Origin of the sequence: Methylobacterium sp. J-078 (genome assembly GCF_022829285.1) — a bacterium.
Lineage (GTDB): Bacteria > Pseudomonadota > Alphaproteobacteria > Rhizobiales > Beijerinckiaceae > Methylobacterium.
Genome location: NZ_JAKSYI010000055.1, coordinates 236,894 through 257,976, shown reverse-complemented (window position 1 = coordinate 257,976; position 21,083 = coordinate 236,894). Strand labels below are relative to the sequence as shown.

At 67.8% G+C, this 21,083-nt stretch carries 13 protein-coding genes; 2 read left to right on the top strand and 11 right to left on the bottom strand.

Annotated features, from left to right (window positions below; all coding sequences use genetic code 11):
- Window positions 1-496: 496 nt before the first annotated feature.
- Entirely contained in the window at window positions 497-1,462 is a 966-nt protein-coding gene (locus MKK58_RS07400) for an HD-GYP domain-containing protein (protein ID WP_243911448.1), read from the top strand.
- A 57-nt stretch (window positions 1,463-1,519) separates the two neighbouring features.
- Here the strand turns inward: MKK58_RS07400 and MKK58_RS07395 are convergent, their stop codons facing one another.
- The 5 genes from MKK58_RS07395 to gltB all read right to left on the bottom strand — a co-directional run bounded on the left by MKK58_RS07395 (window position 1,520) and on the right by gltB (window position 12,171).
- On the bottom strand, window positions 1,520-2,902 hold the full coding sequence (locus MKK58_RS07395; protein ID WP_243911447.1) for a class II 3-deoxy-7-phosphoheptulonate synthase: 1,383 nt from the start codon (window positions 2,900-2,902) through the stop codon (window positions 1,520-1,522).
- Window positions 2,903-3,102: 200 nt separating this feature from the next.
- On the bottom strand, window positions 3,103-3,423 hold the full coding sequence (locus MKK58_RS07390; RefSeq protein ID WP_243911446.1) for an RNA polymerase sigma factor region1.1 domain-containing protein: 321 nt from the start codon (window positions 3,421-3,423) through the stop codon (window positions 3,103-3,105).
- Between the two features lie 64 nt (window positions 3,424-3,487).
- Window positions 3,488-5,791, bottom strand: a complete 2,304-nt coding sequence (locus MKK58_RS07385) for an FdhF/YdeP family oxidoreductase (RefSeq protein ID WP_243911496.1) — start codon at window positions 5,789-5,791, stop codon at window positions 3,488-3,490.
- A gap of 107 nt (window positions 5,792-5,898) precedes the next feature.
- Complete coding sequence (locus tag MKK58_RS07380; protein ID WP_243911445.1) at window positions 5,899-7,329, bottom strand: glutamate synthase subunit beta; 1,431 nt, start codon at window positions 7,327-7,329, stop codon at window positions 5,899-5,901.
- Window positions 7,330-7,455: 126 nt separating this feature from the next.
- Window positions 7,456-12,171, bottom strand: coding sequence for a glutamate synthase large subunit (gene gltB / locus MKK58_RS07375; RefSeq protein ID WP_409565207.1), 4,716 nt, complete (start codon window positions 12,169-12,171; stop codon window positions 7,456-7,458).
- Window positions 12,172-12,794: 623 nt separating this feature from the next.
- Between gltB and MKK58_RS07370 the strand changes: the two genes are divergently transcribed.
- A complete protein-coding gene (locus MKK58_RS07370; protein ID WP_243911444.1) occupies window positions 12,795-13,724 on the top strand; it encodes a hypothetical protein in 930 nt (309 codons plus the stop codon).
- Between the two features lie 81 nt (window positions 13,725-13,805).
- On the opposite strand, the gene MKK58_RS07365 is transcribed toward MKK58_RS07370, so the two are convergent.
- From MKK58_RS07365 to MKK58_RS07340, 6 genes are all read right to left on the bottom strand, one after another.
- Window positions 13,806-14,096: a formate dehydrogenase subunit delta gene (locus MKK58_RS07365; RefSeq protein ID WP_243911443.1), complete on the bottom strand. Its 291-nt coding sequence runs from the start codon at window positions 14,094-14,096 to the stop codon at window positions 13,806-13,808.
- 42 nt (window positions 14,097-14,138) lie between these two features.
- Window positions 14,139-15,008 carry a formate dehydrogenase accessory sulfurtransferase FdhD gene (gene fdhD / locus MKK58_RS07360; RefSeq protein ID WP_243911442.1) on the bottom strand — a complete coding sequence of 290 codons (870 nt, stop codon included), beginning with the start codon at window positions 15,006-15,008 and terminating at the stop codon, window positions 14,139-14,141.
- Complete coding sequence (fdhF, locus tag MKK58_RS07355) at window positions 14,995-17,856, bottom strand: formate dehydrogenase subunit alpha (protein WP_243911441.1); 2,862 nt, start codon at window positions 17,854-17,856, stop codon at window positions 14,995-14,997. The genes fdhD and fdhF overlap by 14 nt, the downstream gene beginning before the upstream one ends.
- A gap of 13 nt (window positions 17,857-17,869) precedes the next feature.
- Window positions 17,870-19,429 (bottom strand): formate dehydrogenase beta subunit, encoded by a 1,560-nt coding sequence (locus MKK58_RS07350; RefSeq protein WP_243911440.1) that lies wholly within the window; start codon window positions 19,427-19,429, stop codon window positions 17,870-17,872.
- A complete protein-coding gene (locus MKK58_RS07345) occupies window positions 19,426-19,899 on the bottom strand; it encodes a formate dehydrogenase subunit gamma (protein ID WP_243911439.1) in 474 nt (157 codons plus the stop codon). Before MKK58_RS07345 ends, MKK58_RS07350 begins: the two co-directional genes overlap by 4 nt.
- A gap of 166 nt (window positions 19,900-20,065) precedes the next feature.
- Window positions 20,066-20,974 (bottom strand): LysR family transcriptional regulator, encoded by a 909-nt coding sequence (locus MKK58_RS07340; RefSeq protein ID WP_243911438.1) that lies wholly within the window; start codon window positions 20,972-20,974, stop codon window positions 20,066-20,068.
- Window positions 20,975-21,083 lie beyond the last annotated feature (109 nt).

Sequence of the window (21,083 nt, the reverse complement as noted above, 5' to 3'; positions counted from 1 at the left end):
GTGGAAGTCCGACCGCTGCTCGGAAGATCTTGAATTGCTGATTTCGCGAAAAACTGCCGAACGTGCGAGCGATGCTGTGTCTCGCACGGCGCGATGCGCGGTGCCGGGATTTCTAGAATTTGGTTCGATGCTGATCTTCTCGATTGCACACTTGCTTTTCGGCGGATTTTGCAATGAAAAAGGATCTGCTCGATATTATTGAATGTTATATATCGATTGCGATATATTAATACGACAACAGGGATTTATATTTAATATTCGACAATGGTTATTGCGTTTATTTTATATCGGGATGATTGATCATGACTGTCGAGCGCTAGTTCGCGCGGAACCCGACGGTTGCTCGCGTTAAACGACTTGTTTTCAATTGCAGCGTACGTGTCGCGTAGGGAGGGACCGTGGCTTCATGCAACAGAGCGCCATCTTTCTGCTGACGGACAGACCGGATCGAAGCGCCGCGCTCGAAACGTTGATCAGGACGATCGGACCCTGCGAGGTGTTCGCGACCGGCGAGAATCGGGCCGCCCGCTCCGCGCCCCGCGCCGTCGTCTCGGATCTGACCCTGAACCGTCGCGAGGCCGTGGACCGTCTGCGCGCATTCGTGCCTCACGGGAAGGCAGCCGCGATCCCGCTCCTCTGCCTGCTGCGCTCGACCTCCGATCAGGACCTCCGTCTCGCCCGCGATCTCGGCGCGACCGTCTGCTTCCCGGCCTATACGGCGCCGCACATCGTCATCCAGGCACTCCTCGATCAGATCGCCCCGCCGGAGCCCGACCCGGTGGCCGAGCCCGTGCTCCGGGGCATCTCCCAGGCGACGGAGGTCCTCACCGACCTGTTCGACGGCGTTCGCGACGGCGGCACGATCCACCTCCCGATGATCGACGCGGGGCTCAGCCCCATCCTGTCGGCCGTGCGCGAGGGCGGCCTGACCCGCTGGCTCGAGACGGTCTGGACCCACGACGACGCGACCTACCAGCATTGCCTGCTGGTGGCCGGCGTGGCCGCGCAATTCGTGCTGCATCTCGGCTTCCGCGCGGAGGATCGCGAGCACTTCGTGCGCGCCGCCCTGCTGCACGATGTCGGTAAGGCGCGCATCCCCCGCGAGATTCTGAACAAGCCGGGGCGGCTCGATGCGGACGAAACCGCGATCATGCGGCGTCACCCGGTCATCGGGTACGACATCCTGAAGGAAAGCGGTTGCGATGCCGCCACCCTCGGCGCCGTCCGCCACCATCATGAGATGCTGGACGGCTCAGGCTATCCGGACGGACTCGTTGGCGCAGAAATCAGCGACACCGTCCGGCTGCTGACAATCTGCGACATCTACGCGGCGCTGACCGAGCGCCGCTCCTACAAGCCGCCGATGCCGGCCCGGGATGCCATGGCGATCCTCGAAGGCATGACCGGCAAGCTTGAGATGGGGCTGGTGCGCCATTTCGGGGACGCGATGATCGCCGCCTGAAGCCCGCGCGATCGCAGGCGAGCCGGTGCCGCGGCACCAACCCGCCATGTTTGGGCTCTACTCGGCGGCGTCGAGGCGCGGCCGCTCGATCGCGGTGCGCTCGCGCTTGACCAGTTCGGCGGTGAGGAAGGCTACTTCGAGGGCCTGCTCCGCGTTGAGCCGGGGATCGCAGTAGGTGTGGTAGCGGTCCTGCAGGTCCTCGGCCGTGAGGGCCCGAGCACCGCCGGTGCACTCGGTGACGTCCTTGCCGGTCATCTCCAGGTGGATACCGCCCGCGACCGTACCCTCGGCGCGGTGGACACCGAAGAAGCCCTCGATCTCCTGCATCACGCGCTCGAACGGCCGCGTCTTGTAACCGCCGGCCGAGATCGTGTTGCCGTGCATGGGATCGCAGACCCAGACCACGTTGCGTCCCTCGCGCTCGATCGCCCGGATCAGGCCCGGTAGGTGGTCGCCGACCTTGTCGGCGCCGAACCGGCAGATCAGCGTCAGGCGCCCGGCCTCGTTGGCCGGGTTGAGCTGATCCACAAGCCGGATCAAGCCCTCGGCGTTCATCGACGGGCCGCACTTGAGGCCGATCGGGTTCTTGATCCCGCGCGCGTACTCGACATGGGCATGGTCCGGCTGGCGGGTCCGGTCGCCGATCCAGAGCATGTGGCCCGAGGTGGCGTACCAGTCGCCGCTCGTCGAATCGACGCGGGTGAGCGCCTCCTCGTAGCCGAGCAGCAGAGCCTCGTGGCTGGTGTAGAAATCCGTGGTGCGGACTTCCTGATGCGTCTCCGGGTTGATGCCGATGGCCCGCATGAAGTCGAGCGTCTCGGTCATGCGCTCGGCGCAATCGGCGTAACGCGAGGATTGCGGCGAATCCTTCACGAAGCCGAGCATCCAGCGGTGCGAGTTCTCCAAGTTGGCGTAGCCGCCGGTGGCGAAGGCGCGCAGGAGGTTGAGCGTCGCCGCCGACTGACGGTACGCCTCGAGCTGACGGCGCGGATCGGGCACCCGCGCCTCTTCCGTGAAGGTGAGCCCGTTGACGATGTCGCCACGGTAGCTCGGCAGCGTCACGCCCCCGATCGTCTCGGTGGGCGAGGAGCGCGGCTTGGCGAACTGCCCGGCGATCCGGCCGACCTTCACCACGGGCGAACCGCCCGCGAAGGTGAGGACCAGCGCCATCTGCAGGAACACGCGGAAGAAATCGCGGATGTTGTCGGCCGAATGCTCGTCGAAGCTCTCGGCGCAATCCCCGCCCTGGAGCAGGAAGGCGTCGCCGGTGGAGACGCGGGCCAGCGCGGACTTCAGCTTGCGCGCCTCACCTGCAAAAACCAGCGGCGGAAAGCTCGCGAGCTGCGACTCGACCGATTCCAGGGCGGCGGCATCCGGATAGGCGGGCACCTGCTGGATCGGCAGGTTTCGCCAGGTCTTCGGTGTCCAACGCTCGGCCATAATCGTCTCCGTTCCGCCTTTCGGTCGGCTCCGCGCAGGCGGAAGGCCCCGTGGAGGAGCGCGGCTTATAGAGCGGTTCTTCGGCGGATGCGAGGGAGGGCCGGAACGTGACTGGCATTCGTGTCACGCTCGGCAGACCGCATTGGAGGGATCGACCGTCGTTCCCAAGTCTATCGGCCATGAGTCTCGTGCGGTTGCGCTCAGTCTCCGGCGGGATCTCCGTCCTCGATGGCGATGCCATGCTCGGACAGGATCCAGAAGATCGCTTCCAGATCCTCGGCGGTCACGTCACGCGGCGGCAGTGCCTCCTCCAGATCCTCATAGGTCAGGCGACGCTGCCGCTGCGCCTCGGCCTTGGCCAGGAGCACATCCACCACCAGCCGCATGTCCTCCGGCAGCCCGTCATGGCTCGGGCTCCGATCGTTGGAGACCGGATGCAGCGCCTGCGCGAGCATCCGGTCGATGATGGCCTGGCGACGGTCATGGGCGTCGCGGTCATGGGCGTCGTCGGAGCGTTCCATGCCCCGATTATGGGTCGGTGGCGCCGGCCGTCGAGGGGAGCGGCTCCGGAAAACCGCGCCGGCGTCAATCGGCGACGGCGATCCGCGTTCCTTTCCGTATGCGCACCGGGATCGCCTTGGCGGCCGGCGTCATGGCCTGCGCGTCGTAATGCCAGAGCGGAATCAAGGCGTTGAGTTCGGGGTAATAGCCGCCGACATTGCCCTCGGGGATGCTGTACTGGATCACCCGCAGGCCGCTGACCTCCCGCACGAATTCGTCGTCGGCCTCGGTGCAGAGATCCACGGTCTCGCCATCGGAGAGCCCGAGTCGCTCCACGTCGTTGACGTTCATGAACAGCACCATCCGGGTGCCCTTCACGCCGCGGAAGCGGTCGTCGTAGCCGTAGACGGTGGTGTTGAACTGGTCGTTGGAGCGCAGGGTGATCAGGTCGAGCACGTCGCGGCGATTGCTGCGCATGTCCGGGTCCGCCTCCAGGCCGCCCGGGACGGTGAAGTTGGCCTTGCCGGTCTCCGTGTCCCACTTGCGGTCGCGGGCCGCGAGGGGTTTGTGCAGACCGCCGGGCTGGAACATCCGGCCGTTCAGATCGTGGAACACGTCCGGATAGGTCGCCTCGATCGCGTCGCGGACCCGGGCGTAGTCCCCGACCCAGGCGTTCCAATCCACCTTCGGGTTCGGCGGCAGCACCGCCTTGGCCATCTCGGCGACGATCCAGGGCTCCGACCGCACCCCGTCGCTGACGGGCTTGGTCTGGCCGCGCGAGCCGTGGAAGCAGGAGGTCGAATCCTCCATCGAGACCGCCTGCGGTCCGCTCGCCTGCACGTCGACCTCGATGCGGCCGAGGCACGGCAGGATGTAGGAGACCGCGCCCCGCACGAGGTGCGAGCGGTTGAGCTTGGTCGAGATCTGCACCGAGAGGCGCAAAGCGCGCCAAGCCTCCTCCATGCGGACCGTATCGGGCACCGCCCGGACGAAGTTGCCGCCGAGACCGATGAACGCCCTCACCGCCCCGGAAATGATGCCCTCGCAGGCCTCGACGGTGTTGCGGCCCTTCTCTCGCGGCGGCTCGAAACCGTAGAGTTCCTTGAGCTTGTCCAGCGGCGCCAGTTCCGGCTTCTCCGTGATGCCGACGGTGCGCTGCCCCTGCACGTTGGAATGCCCGCGCACCGGGCAGAGCCCGGCCCCGGGGCGGCCGACATTGCCGCGCAGCAGCATGAGGTTGACGAGCATCTGCACGCCCTCGGTGCCACGGCGGTGCTGGGTGAGGCCCATGCCGTAGACCGCGATCACCGAGCGGGCGCGCGCGTAGACGGTGGCGGCCGCCTCCAGCGCTTCGCGTGTCAGCCCCGAGCGCGCTTCGATCTCCGCCCAGCCTTGGGAATCGCAGAAGGCGACGAACTCGCGGAAGCCGTGTGTGTGCTCGGCGATGAAATCGACGTCGAGGATGCGCGGGCGCCCGACCTCCATGGCCTCGCGGTCGGCGGCGATCAGGACCTTGCACATCCCGGTGATCGCTGCGAGGTCACCGCCCGCCTTGACCTGATGGTACTGGGTCGAGATCTCGGTCGAGGTCCGCGTCAGCATCTCGGACGGCGATTGCGGGTTGGTGAAGCGCTCCAGGCCACGCTCCCGCAGCGGATTGAAGGTGATGATCGGAACGCGCCGCTTCCGCGCCTCCTGCAGCGGGTGGAGCATGCGGGGGGCGTTCGAGCCGACATTCTGGCCGAAGAACAGGATCAGATCGGTGGACTCGAAGTCTTCCAGGATCGTGGTGCCGACCGGCGACCCAATCGAGGATTTGAGGCCGACCGAGGTCGGCTCGTGGCACATGTTCGAGGAATCGGGCAGGTTGTTGGTGCCGTGCATGCGCGCCATCAGCGCGTACATGTACGAAGTCTCGAGGGAGGCGCGGCCCGACGTGTAGTAGACCACCGCGTTCGGATCGAGGGCGCGCAACTCGCGCCCGATCTCGGCGAACGCGTCCGCCCAAGTCACCGGGAGGTAACGGTCGCTCTCGGAGTCGTAGCGGAGCGGGTGGGTCAGCCGGCCCTTCTCTTCGAGGGCGTAGTCCGTCCAGGTGAGAAGTTCGGTCACCGAATGCCGGGCGAAGAAATCCGGCCCGACGCGCTTGGCCGTCTGCTCCCAGACGGTCGCCTTGGCGCCGTTCTCGCAATACTCGAAGGTATTGGGCTTGGCCGGCTTCGACCAGGCGCAGGACGTGCACATGAAGCCGTCGGGCTTGTTCTGCTTCAACAGCAGGGCCGCGCCCGAGACCGGGATCTGCTCTCGCGTCAGGATCTCGGCCAGGGAGCCCGCCGAACCCCAGCCCCCCGCCGGGCCCTCATAGGGTTCGATCTTGGGTTCGGCCATCGGCTTGGTCATGCGCGGGTCCAGACGTGATTCGTGTCAGGACGGCAATCATGCGCGGGGCCGGCGTGTTCCGGACTGCGACAGTCGCAGTCCGGTCGAACGTCTCGTCAGCGCGGCAGGATGCTCGCGCCCATCAGGGCTTCGTCGATGGAGCGCGCCGCCTGCCGGCCCTCGCGGATGGCCCAGACCACGAGGGACTGGCCCCGGCGCATGTCGCCGGCCGCGTAGATCTTCTCGTTCGAGGTCCGGTAGTCGAGCTCGTTGGCCGTGACGTTGCCGCGCTTGTCCATGGTGACGCCGGACTCTTCCAGGAGCCCCTTGCGCACCGAACCCGCAAAGCCGATCGCCAGGAACACGAGGTCGGCCGGCAGGACGAACTCGCCGCCGGGGATCGGCTGGCGCTTCTCGTCGACACGGGTGCAGACCACGCCGGTCAGCTTGCCCTTCTTGCCCTCAAGGCGAAGGGTGGCCGCCTGGAACTCGCGCTCGGCACCCTCGGCCTGGCTCGACGAGGTCCGCATCTTGGTCGGCCAGTACGGCCAGACCGAGAGCTTGTCCTCGCGCTCCGGCGGGCGCGGGCGGATGTCGAGCTGCGTCACCGACAGGGCGCCCTGGCGGAACGAGGTGCCGACGCAATCCGAGGCGGTGTCGCCGCCGCCGATGACCACCACGTTCTTGGCGGTGGCCAGGATCGGCGCCTCGCCGTTGCCCGGCATCGGCTCGGCCCCGACCCGGCGGTTCGACTGCACGAGGAACGGCATGGCGTAGTGCACGCCGACCAGATCCTGGCCGGGGAGCTGCGGGTTGCGCGGGTCCTCGGCGCCCCCGGCGAACAGCACCGCGTCGAACTCGGCGGTGAGTTCATCGAGCGGCTTGGTCACCCCGACATTGACGCCGTAATGGAAGCGGACGCCCTCGCCTTCCATCTGCTTCACGCGCCGGTCGATGTGGCGCTTCTCCATCTTGAAGTCGGGGATGCCGTAGCGCAGCAGGCCGCCGGCCTTGGGCTCGCGCTCGAACACGTGGACCTCGTGACCGACGCGGGCGAGCTGCTGCGCCGCCGCCATGCCGGCCGGGCCGGAGCCGATCACCGCGACCTTCTTGCCGGTCTTGTGCTCGGCGGGCTCGGGCTTGACCCAGCCGTTGTTCCAGGCCCGGTCCGCGATGGCCTGCTCGATGGTCTTGATCGCCACCGGCTGGTTCTCGAGGTTCAGCGTGCAGGCCTCTTCGCAGGGCGCGGGGCAGATGCGGCCGGTGAATTCCGGGAAGTTGTTGGTCGAGTGCAGGTTGCGCGCGGCCTCCTGCCAGTCCGACTGGTAGACGAGTTCGTTCCAATCCGGGATCTGGTTGTGGACCGGGCAGCCGGTATCGCCGTGGCAGAACGGAATGCCGCAATCCATGCAACGGGCCGCCTGCTTCTTCAGGTCATGCTCGTCGAGGGGCAGCGTGAACTCGCGGAAGTGCCGCACGCGATCGGCGGCGAGCTGATACTTCTGCTCCTGCCGGTCGAATTCGAGGAAACCCGTGACCTTGCCCATCGTCTGATCGTCTTTCGCGAGTCTGTCTGATCCGTCGCGCGGATGGCGGCCGGATCGGCCTGTTCCGCTGTTATCCACCGGACCGGCATCTGCGCCGATCCGCCTCTTCCGTCAGTGTCGCAGGATCTATTCCGCCGCCACCGGCATCCGCGCCATCTCCATCTCGCGCAGGGCCCGGCGGTACTCCACCGGCATCACCTTGACGAATTTGGTGCGGTAGCCGGCCCAGTCGTCGAGGATCGCCTTGGCACGCGGAGAGCCCGTGTACTTCAGGTGATTAGTGATGAGCTGGGACAGGCGCTCCTCGTCGTGGCCCGACATGTCGGCCAGGATGTCGACGCGGCCCTTCGTCTCCAGGTCGCCGTCTTGGTGGAAGCGGCGCATCAGGTCATCCTCCTCCTCGACGGGTTCGAGATCGACCATGGAGAGGTTGCAGCGGGCCGAGAACGAGCCGTCCTCGTCGAGGACGTAGGCGATGCCGCCCGACATGCCGGCCGCGAAGTTGCGCCCGGTCTCGCCGATCGACACGACGACGCCGCCGGTCATGTACTCGCAGCCATGGTCGCCCATGCCCTCGACCACCGCGATGGCGCCGGAGTTGCGCACCGCGAAGCGCTCGCCGGCCGAGCCCCGGATATAGGCCTCGCCCGCGATCGCACCGTACAGCACGGTGTTGCCGGCCATGATGGTGTGCGACGGCGGTGCCCGGAGGGCGTCGGACGGGCGGATGATGAGCTTGCCGCCCGACAGGCCCTTGCCGACGTAGTCGTTGGCGTGACCCGTCAGTTCCACGGTGACGCCGGCCGCGAGCCAGGCGCCGAAGCTCTGACCGGCGGTGCCGGAGAGCTCGACCCGGATCGTGTCGTCGGGCAGGCCCTCGTGGCCGTATGCCTTGGCCACCATCCCCGAGAGCATGGCACCGGCGGTCCGGTCCGAGTTCTTGATGACGTCCCGCACCACCACGGGCTCGCCGCCGTCGAGGGCGCTCTGCGCCCCCGCGATCAGGCGACGGTCCAGCACGGTGTCGATGGGGTGCTTCTGCTTCTCGGTGTGGCGGATCGCGACGTGGTCGGGCACCTCCGGACGGTGGAACAGCTTCGAGAAGTCGAGGCCGCGCGCCTTCCAGTGGTTGATCACCTCCAGCGTGTCGAGGAAGTCGGCCCGGCCGATGAGGTCCTCGAGCTTGGTGAAGCCCATGGCTGCCATCAGCTCGCGCAACTCCTCCGCCACGAAGAAGAAGTAGTTGATCACGTGCTCGGGCGTGCCCTTGAAGCGCTTGCGCAGGACCGGGTCCTGCGTCGCCACGCCCACCGGGCAGGTGTTCAGGTGGCACTTGCGCATCATGATGCAGCCGGCCGCGATCAGCGGCGCGGTGGAGAAGCCGAACTGGTCGGCGCCGAGCAGCGCCGCCACGAGCACATCGCGACCCGTGCGGATGCCGCCATCGGCCTGGAGCACGACGCGCCCGCGCAGGTGGCTCAGCACCAGGGTCTGCTGGGTCTCGGCGAGACCCGTCTCCCAAGGGCCGCCCGCATGCTTGATCGAGGTCAGGGGCGCCGCACCGGTGCCGCCGTCGAACCCTGAGATCGTGATGTGGTCTGCGCGCGCCTTGGCGACACCCGTCGCCACCGTGCCGACGCCGACCTCGGAGACGAGCTTCACCGAGACGTCAGCCGCCGGATTCACGTTCTTCAGGTCGAAGATCAGCTGGGCCAGATCCTCGATCGAATAGATGTCGTGGTGGGGCGGCGGCGAGATCAGGCCGACGCCCGGGGTGGCGTAGCGGACCTTGGCGATTTTGGCGTCGACCTTGTGACCGGGCAGCTGGCCGCCCTCGCCGGGCTTGGCGCCCTGTGCGACCTTGATCTGCATCATGTCGGAATTGACGAGGTACTCCGTCGTCACGCCGAAGCGGCCCGATGCCACCTGCTTGATGGCCGAGCGGCGCGAGCGCCCGTCGGCCATCGGCTTGAAGCGCTCCACCTCCTCGCCGCCCTCGCCGGAGTTGGAGCGTCCGCCGAACGAATTGACCGCGATGGCCAGCGTTTCGTGCGCCTCCTTCGAGATGGAGCCATAGGACATGGCGCCCGTGGCGAATCGCTTGACGATGTCGGCCGCCGGCTCGACGGACGCGATGTCCACCGGCGCACGGCCGAGCTCTTCCGCCTGCTTGATGCGGAACAGACCTCGGATGGTCTTGAGGTGGTTCTCCTGCTGGTTCACGAGCCGGGCGTACTCGCGATAGCGGTCGGGCAGGCCGAGGCGAACCGCGTGCTGCAGCGTCGCCACCGAATCCGGGGTCCAGGTGTGGCTCTCGCCACGCAGGCGGTAGGCGTACTCGCCGCCCACATCGAGGGCGGTCCGGTAGATCGGCGCGTCGCCGAAGGCGTCGGCGTGGCGCCGCGCGGTCTCCTGCGCGACCTCGGCCATGCCGATGCCCTCGATAGTGGTCGCGGTGCCGAAGAAATCACGCGCGACGAAGGACGAGTTCAGGCCGATCGCGTCGAAGATCTGTGCGCCGCAATAGGACTGATAGGTCGAGATGCCCATCTTGGACATGACCTTGAGCAGGCCCTTATCGATCGACTTGATGTAGCGGTAGACGATCTCATCCGGCGTCAGGTCCGGCGGGAACTCGTCCTTCATCGCGATCAGCGTCTCGAAGGCGAGATAGGGGTTGATCGCCTCGGCGCCGTAGCCGGCGAGACACGCGAAGTGATGCACCTCGCGCGGCTCGCCCGATTCGACCACGAGGCCGACCGAGGTGCGCAGGCCCTTGCGGATCAGGTAGTTGTGCACGGCGGCCGTCGCCAGCAGCGCTGGAATCGCGATGCGATCCGGGCCGACGCCGCGGTCCGACAGGATGATGATGTTGTAGCCGCCCCGCACCGCGACCTCGGCCCGGTCGCAAAGACGGTCGACCGCGCCTTCCATGGCGGCCGCTCCGGTCTCGGCCGGGAAGGTCATGTCGAGGGTCTTGGTGTCGAAGCGGTCCTCGAAGTGGGAGATCGAGCGGATCTTCTCCAGATCGCCGTTGGTAAGGATCGGCTGGCGGACCTCGAGGCGCTTCTTGCGCGACGCCCCCTCCATGTCGAGCAGGTTCGGGCGCGGGCCGATGAACGACACGAGGCTCATCACGGCCTCTTCGCGGATCGGGTCGATGGGTGGGTTCGTGACCTGCGCGAAGTTCTGCTTGAAGTAGGAGTAGAGCGACTTCGGCTTGTCCGAGAGCGCCGAGAGCGGCGTGTCGGTGCCCATGGAGCCGACCGCCTCCTGGCCGGTCACTGCCATCGGCGCCATGAGCAGCTTGAGGTCTTCCTGGCTGTAGCCGAAGGCCTGCTGGCGATCGAGGAGCGACACGTCCGAGCGCGAGGCGCGCGGGATGACGGGCTTCAGGTCCTCCAGCACGATCTGGGTGTTCTTGACCCACTCGGCATAGGGGTGGGCTGCGGCGAGCTCGCTCTTGATCTCCTCGTCGGAGACGATCCGCCCCTTCTCCAGGTCGATGAGCAGCATGCGGCCGGGCTGGAGGCGCCAGGATTCGACGATCTTCTCGTCGGGGATCGGCAGCACGCCCATCTCGGAGGCCAGCACAACGAGGCCGTTGTCGGTGACGAGGTAGCGCGCGGGACGCAGGCCGTTGCGGTCGAGGGTCGCGCCGATCTGACGGCCATCGGTGAAGCAGACGGCGGCCGGGCCGTCCCACGGCTCCATCAGGGCGGCATGGTACTCGTAGAACGCCTTGCGCTCCTCGTTCATGAGCGGGTTGCCCGCCCAGGCCTCGGGGATCAGCATCATCATCGCGTGGGCGAGCGAGTAGCCGCCCTGCACGAGGAACTCGAGGGCGTTGTCGAAGCACGCCGTGTCGGACTGGCCCTCGTACGAGATCGGCCAGAGCTTCGAGATGTCGTTGCCGAACAGCTCCGAATCGACGCTCGCCTGACGGGCGGCCATCCAGTTGACGTTGCCCCGCAGGGTGTTGATCTCGCCGTTATGCGCGACCATCCGGTAGGGATGGGACAGGCGCCAGGTCGGGAAGGTGTTGGTGGCGAAGCGCTGGTGGACCAGGGCCAGCCCCGAAACGAAGCGCTCGTCCTGCAGGTCGCGATAATATTCGCCGAGCTGGTCGACCAGCACCATGCCCTTGTAGACGATGGTCCGGGTCGAGAGCGAGACGGGGTAGTAGGTGCCCGTGCGCTCGTCCTTGAGGCCGTAGACCTTGTTCGAGATGACCTTGCGGGCAGTGAACAGGCGGCGCTCGAAGGCATCCTCGTCCGCGACGGTGGCGGGGCGGCCGATGAAGATCTGCCGGTGGCAGGGCTCGGTCTCCTTGACCATCACGCCGAGGTCGCTCGGATCGACCGGCACGTCGCGCCAGCCGAGGAAGGGCAGGCCCTCGTCGGCGAGGGCCTTCTCGACGATCTCTTCGACGAGCCTGCGAGCTTCGGCGTCCTTCGGCATGAAGAACTGGCCGACGCCGTAATGGCCCGGCTCCGGCAGGGTGATGCCGAGGGCCTCGCACTCTGCCTTGAAGAAGGCGTGCGGGATCTGAACGAGGATGCCGCAGCCGTCGCCCATCTTCGGATCGGCGCCGACGGCGCCGCGATGGTCGAGGTTCTTCAGGATCTGGAGACCCTGTTGGACGATGGCGTGGGTGCGGCGGTCGTGCATGTCGGCGACGAAGCCGACACCGCAGGCGTCGCTCTCGCGGGCCGGGTCGTAGAGGCCCTGGGCCTTGGGGAGGGCGGCGTCGCGCACGATCAGTGGCGCGGTGCCGTCACGGGTGGCGGGAATCGACGCCTGGAGCGCCCCGAACTCAGACAATGCGACCACGTCCACCATCCTTCGCCTCCGACCTGCCCGCATGCGAGCATGTTTCATGCCCAGGGGCCAAGGGGCCTCCGGGTTTCGCGTCTCTCGACAGCGTCGGCTCTAAGCGGGTTCTTCGGTCAGAAGCGCCCGCTCCTTGCGGGCTCGACGCCGGCTTGGTCTCAAGCCGTGCGGGCCCGGATCGCCGTCACGGCAACCGGCTTCGAATCTCGTTTGGTCGCCGGCAACGTCACCTGAGCGAGATCCTCACAGCCATCCGCGCAGGCGTGCTGCCGGAAATGGGACAGCCTTGCTGTCCTACCGAGGGAAAGTGACAGATTTTAAACGCTCCAGCAAGGGCGTGCCGAGACGCACATCGCGGTTTTCCGGCGCATTGCCGCTCGGGACGAACGCGATGTTGACGCAGCCCCTTCGCGGCCCGGACATCTTACGGTGGAACAGACGCCGATTCCGCCACGCCCGGCCCGCAATCTCGCCCCATTCCCACGGTCTATCAAGCCTCGCCGAGCACAAGCGGCATGCGGGGTCGGAGAGACCCGGCGGATCGTCACCGGGGGACCCGCGCCAACAGCTGGCCCCCGGACCGAGCCCACTTTCGGAAACCGTCATCCATGGCTCTGTGTCGCAGGACGCTGATGCGCGCATTCCCGTCACGCCGTGCCACATCGGCAGGCTCCCTGGCGCTCCTTCTCTGCCTGACGGCTCTGGGTTCCGGCACGGCGCGGGCGCAATACGCCCACGAGCCGGACCTGTTCATGCCGCCGCGCGCCGTCGTCTGGCGCCTGAATGAGCGCGGTTTCACCGAGGTGACGCGCCCCCGCTTCGACGGGCAGGCCTACATCGTCGAAGCTTCGAATCCCTACGGCGAGCGGGTGCGGCTGTTCGTGGATGCCCGCGACGGCCGGGTCCTCGGGCGCCAGCGCCTCACCGCACCGCCCCCCGAGATGCCTGCCCGAATCGTGCGCCGCGCGCCCGGTTACGGCTGGACCGAGGAGGACGAGGCGCCGCGCCGGCCGATTCGCGAGGCCGAGCGCATCGTTCCGCCCGCCGACATCCCGTTCCCGCAGACTCAACCACGCCGCGCGCCCGCCGACTTGGCCGGACGGTCCGATCTCGCCGCGCGACCCGATCCCGGGCCGCGTGCCACGACGTCCCCCCGGGTCGAGCCGGCCGACCGGAACCCGATGGGCCTCAACCCGGACGCCCGGGCGCCGGAGGCACGCCCGAAAGCCGAGACGCCCCGCAAGGTGGTGCGTCTGAACCCGCCGCCGAAGACGGCGTCCCCAGCCGCGACGCCGGAGGCTCCGAAGCTCTCCGATGTGCCGGCCGTGGCCGCGCCGCCCGAAGCCAAGGCCGGGGCGGCTAGCGCCGCGATCGCGCCGCCCCAGGCGATGACGCCGGCCACGTCCGCCACGAGCACGACGCCGGCCGCCGTACAGCCACCGCCGGACAAGGCGGCCCAGAACTGGAAGGACGTGCCGGCGGACGCCAAGCGTCCCGTCCGGGTAATCGGCGGCGCCACGATCGTGCCGGGCACGACCGCGAAGGACGCCGACAAGGACTGAGCGCCCGGCGCTCGAATGGACCGAAGGCCCGCGCGAACCACCCGCGCGGGCCTTCGTCGTTTCAAGGTCCGAGCCGACGGCTCAGCCGGCGTCGCTGGCGCCGGCGCCCTGCAGATGCGGGTCCCGGGTGCCGGCACGGACGGGGCTGTCGGCCTGCGGCGTATCCTGAAGGGCCCGGAGCGCGAGGGGGTCGAGGCCGCTCTCCGGGTTCGGGCCGTAGGCTTCCAGGGCGGCGCGCATCTTCGGCGTCCAGAACGCCACGATGTGCTTGTGGATGCCGGCCACAGCTTCCTCCTCCGGATAAGAGCGGAAGAAGGTGGCGATCTGATTGGCCATGCGGGCCAGCTTCTGGTCGGACGTCAGGGCGCTCATGGGCTCGGATCACTCTGTCGCTGGGGCGGGGCTCGCGCGGGGTCAGGTTTGCGCGGGAAGGTCGAGGCGTTCGCGGCCGGTGAAGACCGTCAGGGTGTCGGAGCGGGCGATGGCGCAGAGCGTCATGCCGTGCAGGCGCGCCCGATCGATGGCGAGCGAGGTCGGGGCCGAGATCGCCACCAGCACCGTGGCGCCGAGGCTCGCGGCCTTCTCGACCATCTCGAACGAGCACCGGCTGGTGATGACGACGAAGCCGCCCGCCGGGTCGGTGCCGCGCCGAATCAGGGCGCCGATCAGCTTGTCGAGGCCGTTGTGGCGCCCGACATCCTCGCGGAGCGCGACGAGTGTGCCGTCGAGATCGGCCCAGGCCGCAGCGTGCACCGCCCGCGTCTCCGCGTTGAGCACCTGCGCGTCCCCCATGGCGAGGAGTGCCCGCTGGATCGCCGCAATGCCGACCCGCCGCGCCCCGTGCAGCGGTGCCTCGGCCTTGGGCAGGGACGCGAGGTCGTCGATCCCGCAGACGCCGCAGCCGGTGCGACCCGTCATGGCGCGCTTGCGGGCCAGGTGCTCGCGCAGACGCCCCGGCACGAGGTCGACGAGGAGGCGCATGCCGCCCTCCGCCGCGTCCGTCTCGACCTGGACCGAGCGGATCTCGTCGGCCGCCGCGATGATGCCCTCGGTGAGGCTGAACCCGTAGGCGAAGTCCACGAGGTCGGCCGGCGTCGTCATCATCACGGCGTAAGGCACGGTGCCGTAGACGAGGTTGACCGGCATCTCGACCGCGAGGGGCCGGGTACCGGTACGGGGCTCCGCGTCGTCGTAGGCGACGACAAGGGTGGGCACGCGCCGGGCGGTCTCGACCGCCGCGTCCCCGTCGTTCGTCGTCAGATTGTCCTGGTCACTCGGCCGCATTCAGCTGGGTCGCAATCCGGGTCAGCGAGAAATCTTCCTCGAAGAAGCGCGCCTGCCAGTCGGAGGGGCGGTTCGTCCGCCGGACCTGCACCGCCGTGACCTTGTACTCGGGGCAGTTGGTGGCCCAGTCCGAGTAGTCGGTGGTGATCACGTTGGCGCCGGTCTTGGCGTGGTGGAAGGTCGTATACACCACGCCGGGCTGCATGCGCTCGGACACGATGGCCTTCAGGGCGATGTCGCCCGAGCGGCTCTCAAGGGCGACGAGATCGCCGTCCACGATGCCGCGCACCTCGGCGTCGAAGGGGTGGATCTCCAGCACGTCCTCCTCGTGCCAGCGCGAGTTCTCGGTGCGGCGGGTCTGCGCGCCGACATTGTACTGCGACAGGATGCGGCCGGTGGTGAGGATGAGCGGGAAGCGCGGACCCGTGCGCTCCTCGGTGGGCACGTACTCGGTGATCATGAACTTGCCGAGGCCCCGCACGAAGCGGTCCACGTGCATCATCGGGGTGCCGCGCGGGGCCGCGTCGTTGCACGGCCACTGGATCGATCCGAGCTCGTCGAGCTTGGCGAAGCTGACCCCCGCGAAGCTCGGGGTCAGGGACGCAATCTCGTCCATGATCTCGCTCGGGTGGCTGTAGTTCATGGGGTAGCCGAGTGCGTTCGAGAGCAGCATCGTGCCCTCCCAGTCGCCGACGCCGGAGAGCGGTGGCATCACCTTGCGCACGCGGGAGATGCGGCGCTCGGCGTTGGTGAAGGTGCCGTCCTTCTCCAGGAACGATGCGCCCGGCAGGAAGACGTGGGCGTACTTCGCCGTCTCGTTGAGGAAGATGTCCTGGATGACGATGCACTCCATCGCCATCAGGCCGGCGGTGACGTGGTGCGTGTCCGGATCGGACTGCGCGATGTCCTCACCCTGGATGTACATGCCCTTGAAGGCGCCATCGACGGCTTCATCCAGCATGTTGGTGATGCGCAGGCCCGGATGCTGGTCGAGGGAGACGCCCCAGAGCGATTCGAAGGTCTCGCGGGTGGCATCGTCCGAGACGTGGCGGTAGCCCGGCAGCTCGTGCGGGAACGAGCCCATGTCGCAGGAGCCCTGAACGTTGTTCTGGCCGCGCAGCGGGTTCACGCCGGCGCCCAGCATGCCGATGTTGCCGGTGGCCATGGCGATGTTGGCCATGCCCATGACCATGGTCGAGCCCTGGCTGTGCTCGGTGACGCCGAGACCGTAATAGATGCCGGCGGCGCCCCCCTTGGCGTAAAGACGCGCGGCGGCGCGAAGCTCGGCCGGATCGATGCCCGTATAGGTCGCCTGCGCTTCCGGCGAGTGGCGCTCGTCGGCCACGAAGCGGGCCCATGCCTCGAAGTCGCCGAGGTCGCAGCGCTCGCGCACGTACGCCTCGTCGACGAGGCCTTCGGTAACGATGACGTGCGCCATCGAATTGATGAAGGCGACGTTCGAGCCGGGCTTCAGAGGCAGGTGGTGGTCGGCCTTGATGTGGGGCGACTTGACGAGGTCGATCTTCCGCGGATCGGCGACGATGAGCTTGGCGCCCTCGCGCAGGCGTTTCTTCATGCGCGAGGCGAAGACCGGGTGGCCGTCGGTAGGGTTGGCGCCGATCACCAGGATCACGTCGGAATGCGCCACGGAGGCGAAGTCCTGCGTGCCGGCCGAAGTGCCGAGCGTCGACATCAGGCCGTAGCCGGTGGGCGAATGGCAGACGCGGGCGCAGGTGTCGACGTTGTTGTTGCCGAAGGCCGCCCGCACCAGCTTCTGGACGAGGTAGGCCTCCTCGTTGGTGCAGCGGGACGAGGTGATGCCGCCGACCGAATCCTTGCCGTACTTCGCCTGAATGCGCTTGAACTCGGAGGCGGCGCGGTCGATCGCGACCTCCCACGAAACTTCCTGCCAGGGGTCCGTGATCTTGTCGCGGATCATCGGCTTGGTGATGCGGTCCTTGTGGGTGGCGTAGCCGTAGGCGAAGCGGCCCTTCACGCAGGAATGGCCCTCGTTCGCCTTGCCGCCCTTGTAAGGGACCATGCGGACGATGCGGGTGCCCTGCATCTCGGCCTTGAACGAGCAGCCGACGCCGCAATAGGCGCAGGTGGTGATCTCGGAATGGTCCGGCTGGCCGTGCTCGATGATCGACTTTTCCTGGAGCGTCGCGGTCGGGCAGGCCTGCACGCAGGCACCGCAGGAGACGCATTCCGAGTTCATGAAGTCTGTCGGCCCGGCGGCCACGCGGCTGTCGAAGCCGCGCCCCGAAATCGTCAGCGCGAAGGTCCCCTGCGTCTCCTCGCAGGCGCGCACGCAGCGGTTGCAGACGATGCACTTCGAGGGATCGTAGGTGAAGTACGGATTCGAGGTGTCCTTGGGCAGGTACTGTTCGGAGGTCGGCTTGACGTGGTTGGCCCCGTCATAGCCGTAGCGCACGTCGCGCAAGCCCACGGCGCCGGCCATGTCCTGCAATTCGCAGTCGCCGTTGGCCGCGCAGGTCAAACAGTCGAGGGGGTGATCGGAGATGTAGAGCTCCATCACGCCCTTGCGGAGCTTGGCGAGCTTGTCCGTCTGGGTCGAGACCACCATGCCGTTCTCGGCGGGCGTGGTGCAGGAGGCGGGCGTGCCGCGCCGGCCCTCGATCTCCACGAGGCAGAGGCGGCAGGAGCCGAAGGCTTCCAGCGAATCGGTGGCGCAGAGCTTGGGGATCGCGGTGCCCGCGTGCATGGCGGCGGCCATGACCGAGGTGCCGGCCGGGACGGTGACGCTCATGCCGTCGATGGTGAGCGTCACGGTCTGCTCGTTCACCCGGATCGGGGTGCCGTAATCGATCTCTTTGATGAGGGCCATGGATCGCGCCTCCTTACTCGGCGGCGACGGACATGGGTCCGCGCTGCTGGAAATCCTCGGGAAAGTGGGTGATCGCGCTCATGACGGGCATCGGCGTGAGGCCGCCCATGGCGCAGAGCGAGCCGTCCGTCATCACGTCGCAGAGGTCGGCGACCACGGCGAGGTTCTCGGTCGGGCGGATACCCGCGATGACCTTGTCCATGGTCTCGACGCCGCGCGTCGCGCCGATGCGGCAGGGCGTGCATTTGCCGCACGACTCGACCGCGCAGAATTCGAAGGCGAAACGGGCCTGCTTGGCCATATCGACGGTGTCGTCGAACACCACGATGCCGCCATGGCCGACGAGGCCCTTCTTTGCCGCCATCGCCTCGTAATCCAGCGGCGTATCGAGGAGATGGTCGGGGAAGTAGGCGCCGAGCGGACCGCCCACCTGCACCGCGCGGACCGGGCGGCCGCTCTGAGTGCCGCCACCGAAATCCTCGATGATCTCGCGTAAGGTGATGCCGAAGGCGTACTCGATCAGGCCGCCGTGCTTGATGTTGCCGGCGAGCTGGATCGCGAGCGTCCCGAGCGAGCGGCCCATGCCGTACTCGGCATAGGCCTTGGCGCCGTGCTCCAGGATGTAGGGCACGGCCGTGAAGGTCATGACGTTGTTGACCAGCGTCGGCTGGCCGAGGAAGCCCTTCAGGGCCGGGATCGGCGGCTTGGCGCGCACGATGCCGCGACGGCCCTCCAGGCTCTCCAGCAGCGAGGTCTCCTCGCCGCAGATGTAGGCACCCGCCCCGAGGCGGACCTCGAGGTGGAAGGCCTTGCCCGAACCCATCACGTCGGCGCCGAGGACGCCCACCTTGATGCCGTTGGCGATCGCCTCCTTCAGGGTCGCGAAGGCCTGGGGATACTCGGAGCGCAGGTAGATGTAGCCGCGCGTAGCGCCCGTCGCGATTCCCGCAATGGTCATGCCCTCGATGAGGTTGAAGGGGTCGCCCTCCATCATCATGCGATCGGCGAAGGTGCCGGAATCGCCCTCGTCAGCGTTGCAGACCACGTATTTCTGGTGCGACTGCGCCAGCATCACCGTGTTCCACTTGATGCCGGCCGGGAAGCCCGCGCCGCCGCGGCCGCGCAGGCCCGACTCGCGCACTTCCGCAACGATGCCGGCGGCATCGCGCTTCAGAGCCTCTTCGAGGCCCCTGTAGCCGCCGTGGGCTCGGTAATCCGCCACCGAGACCGGATCGACGACGCCGCAGCGCTGGAAGGTCAGGCGATGCTGGCGGGCGAGGTAGGGGATCTTTTCGGGGTCGCCGAGGCGCAGAGCATGCGCCCCGCCATTAACCAGACCGGCATCGAGCAGGCCATCGACGTCGCCGAGGGTGACGGGGCCGTAGGCGATGCGGCCTTCGGCCGTGCCGACCTCGATCATCGGTTCCAGCCAGAGCATCCCGCGCGAACCCGTGCGCACGATGGTGACGTCGAGGCCTCGCCGCTCGGCTCCGGCGAACAGGGCGCGAGCGACGCGGTTGGCCCCGAGCCCGAGGGCGACGGCGTCGCGGGGGACGTAGAGGGTGACGCTCATGACTTCACCTCGGCCAAGGCCGATTCCAGTGAGTCGGCGGTGAGCCGGGCCAGGGGCTCGTCGTCGATGAGGGCGCCGGGGCCGTTGGCGCAGAGGCCGAGGCAGTAGACCGGCTCGACGGTGACCTGGCCGTCCGCCGTGGTCTCGTGCCAATCGATTCCGAGGCGCGCGAGGATCTGGGCGTGCAGGGCGTCCGATCCCATGGCCTGGCAGGCCTCGGCCCGACAGAGCTTCACCTGATGGCGGCCGGCCGGGGCGCGGCGGAAATCATGATAGAAGGTGATGCAGCCGTGGACCTCGGCCCGCGACAGATTGAGCGCATCCGCGATCAGCGGGACGGCACCCTCGTCGACGTAGCCGAAGGTCTCCTGTAGGGCGTGCAGGATCGGCAGGGTCGCGCCCTCAAGGTGGATGTGTTCGGCGATGATCCCGGCGGCGCGGGGCTCGCTCCAGGGCTCGTTCGGCACCATTGTTCCTACCCAGACTTATCTTGTTCTGGTTCCAGGGTGGAATCTCGGTGCGGGATGATCAATCGTGCAGTTCCGTTGTCCGACAACGGATTTTTGTCGAAATACGATTTTGCGACGCAAAAACGTGAGCGACAGCGTCGGCTTTTGAGGCTGTCTCAAATTCTTTTCAGAGGACGTCGATCATCTCCGCGATGCCCGGGGCTGCGTTGCGCGCCTCTACGATGAGCCCCGCGCAGAGGGGCGTCATCGGTTCGCGCTCCGGCACCACGAGACCGACGGAGTGGCTCAGGTCGGGGTCCATGATGGGCACCGCGCGGATGCGGTCGTTCAGCCGGAAGGTATCGGCCAGGACCGCCGGCATGATGCTGGCCCATTTGGCGGTGCGGACATGGGTCAGGAGTACGATCATCGAGTTCGATTCGAGGAGCGGGGCGGACTCGGTGCCGGCCTTCAGGAGTTGCCGGTCGATGATGCGCCGGTTCTGCATGTCCGGCGTGAGCAGGCAGAGCGGCAGGCTCGCCACCTCGTCCCAGGTGACGGCGTCCCGGCCCCCGAAGACGCCGTCGATGGCCGTCAGCAGGCGGTAGCGCTCCCGGTAGAGCGGGACCGCGCTGAGCCGGCCCAGGGGCTCGTTCTCCAGATAGGTGATGCCCGCGTCGATCTCGAGATCGGCGATGAGGCGCCCGATCTCGCCCGAGGTGGTCGACTGCACGGAAAAGCGCACGTTTGGATGCCGGGCGCGGAAGGGCGTGGTCAGGGCAGCGACGATCGGCGTCGCGGTGGGGATCGCCGCGAGCCGCAGGGTGCCGGAGAGGCCGCGCCGGAGGCTCGCCACCTCCTCGCGCATGGCGCGCGCGTCACCGACGATGCGGCGCGCCCATTCCAGCACGCGCTCCCCCTCCGGCGTGAAGCCCTGGAAGCGGGAGCCGCGCTGGACGAGAAGGACGCCGAGGCGATCCTCGAGTTGCTTCACCCCCGCCGAGAGGGTCTGCTGCGAGACGTTGCACGCCTGGGCGGCCCGTCCGAAATGGCGTTCGCGAGCCAGCGCCAGGATGAATTCCAGTCGATCGATCACGCGCGGACCTCGGCTTGAGGGATGCCCCGGCGGCGGGGGCCTCTGGCGTTTTGAATACCTGCAAGCGCAGGCGAACTGCCCGCACACCCTCGATAGACGGTCAAACGCC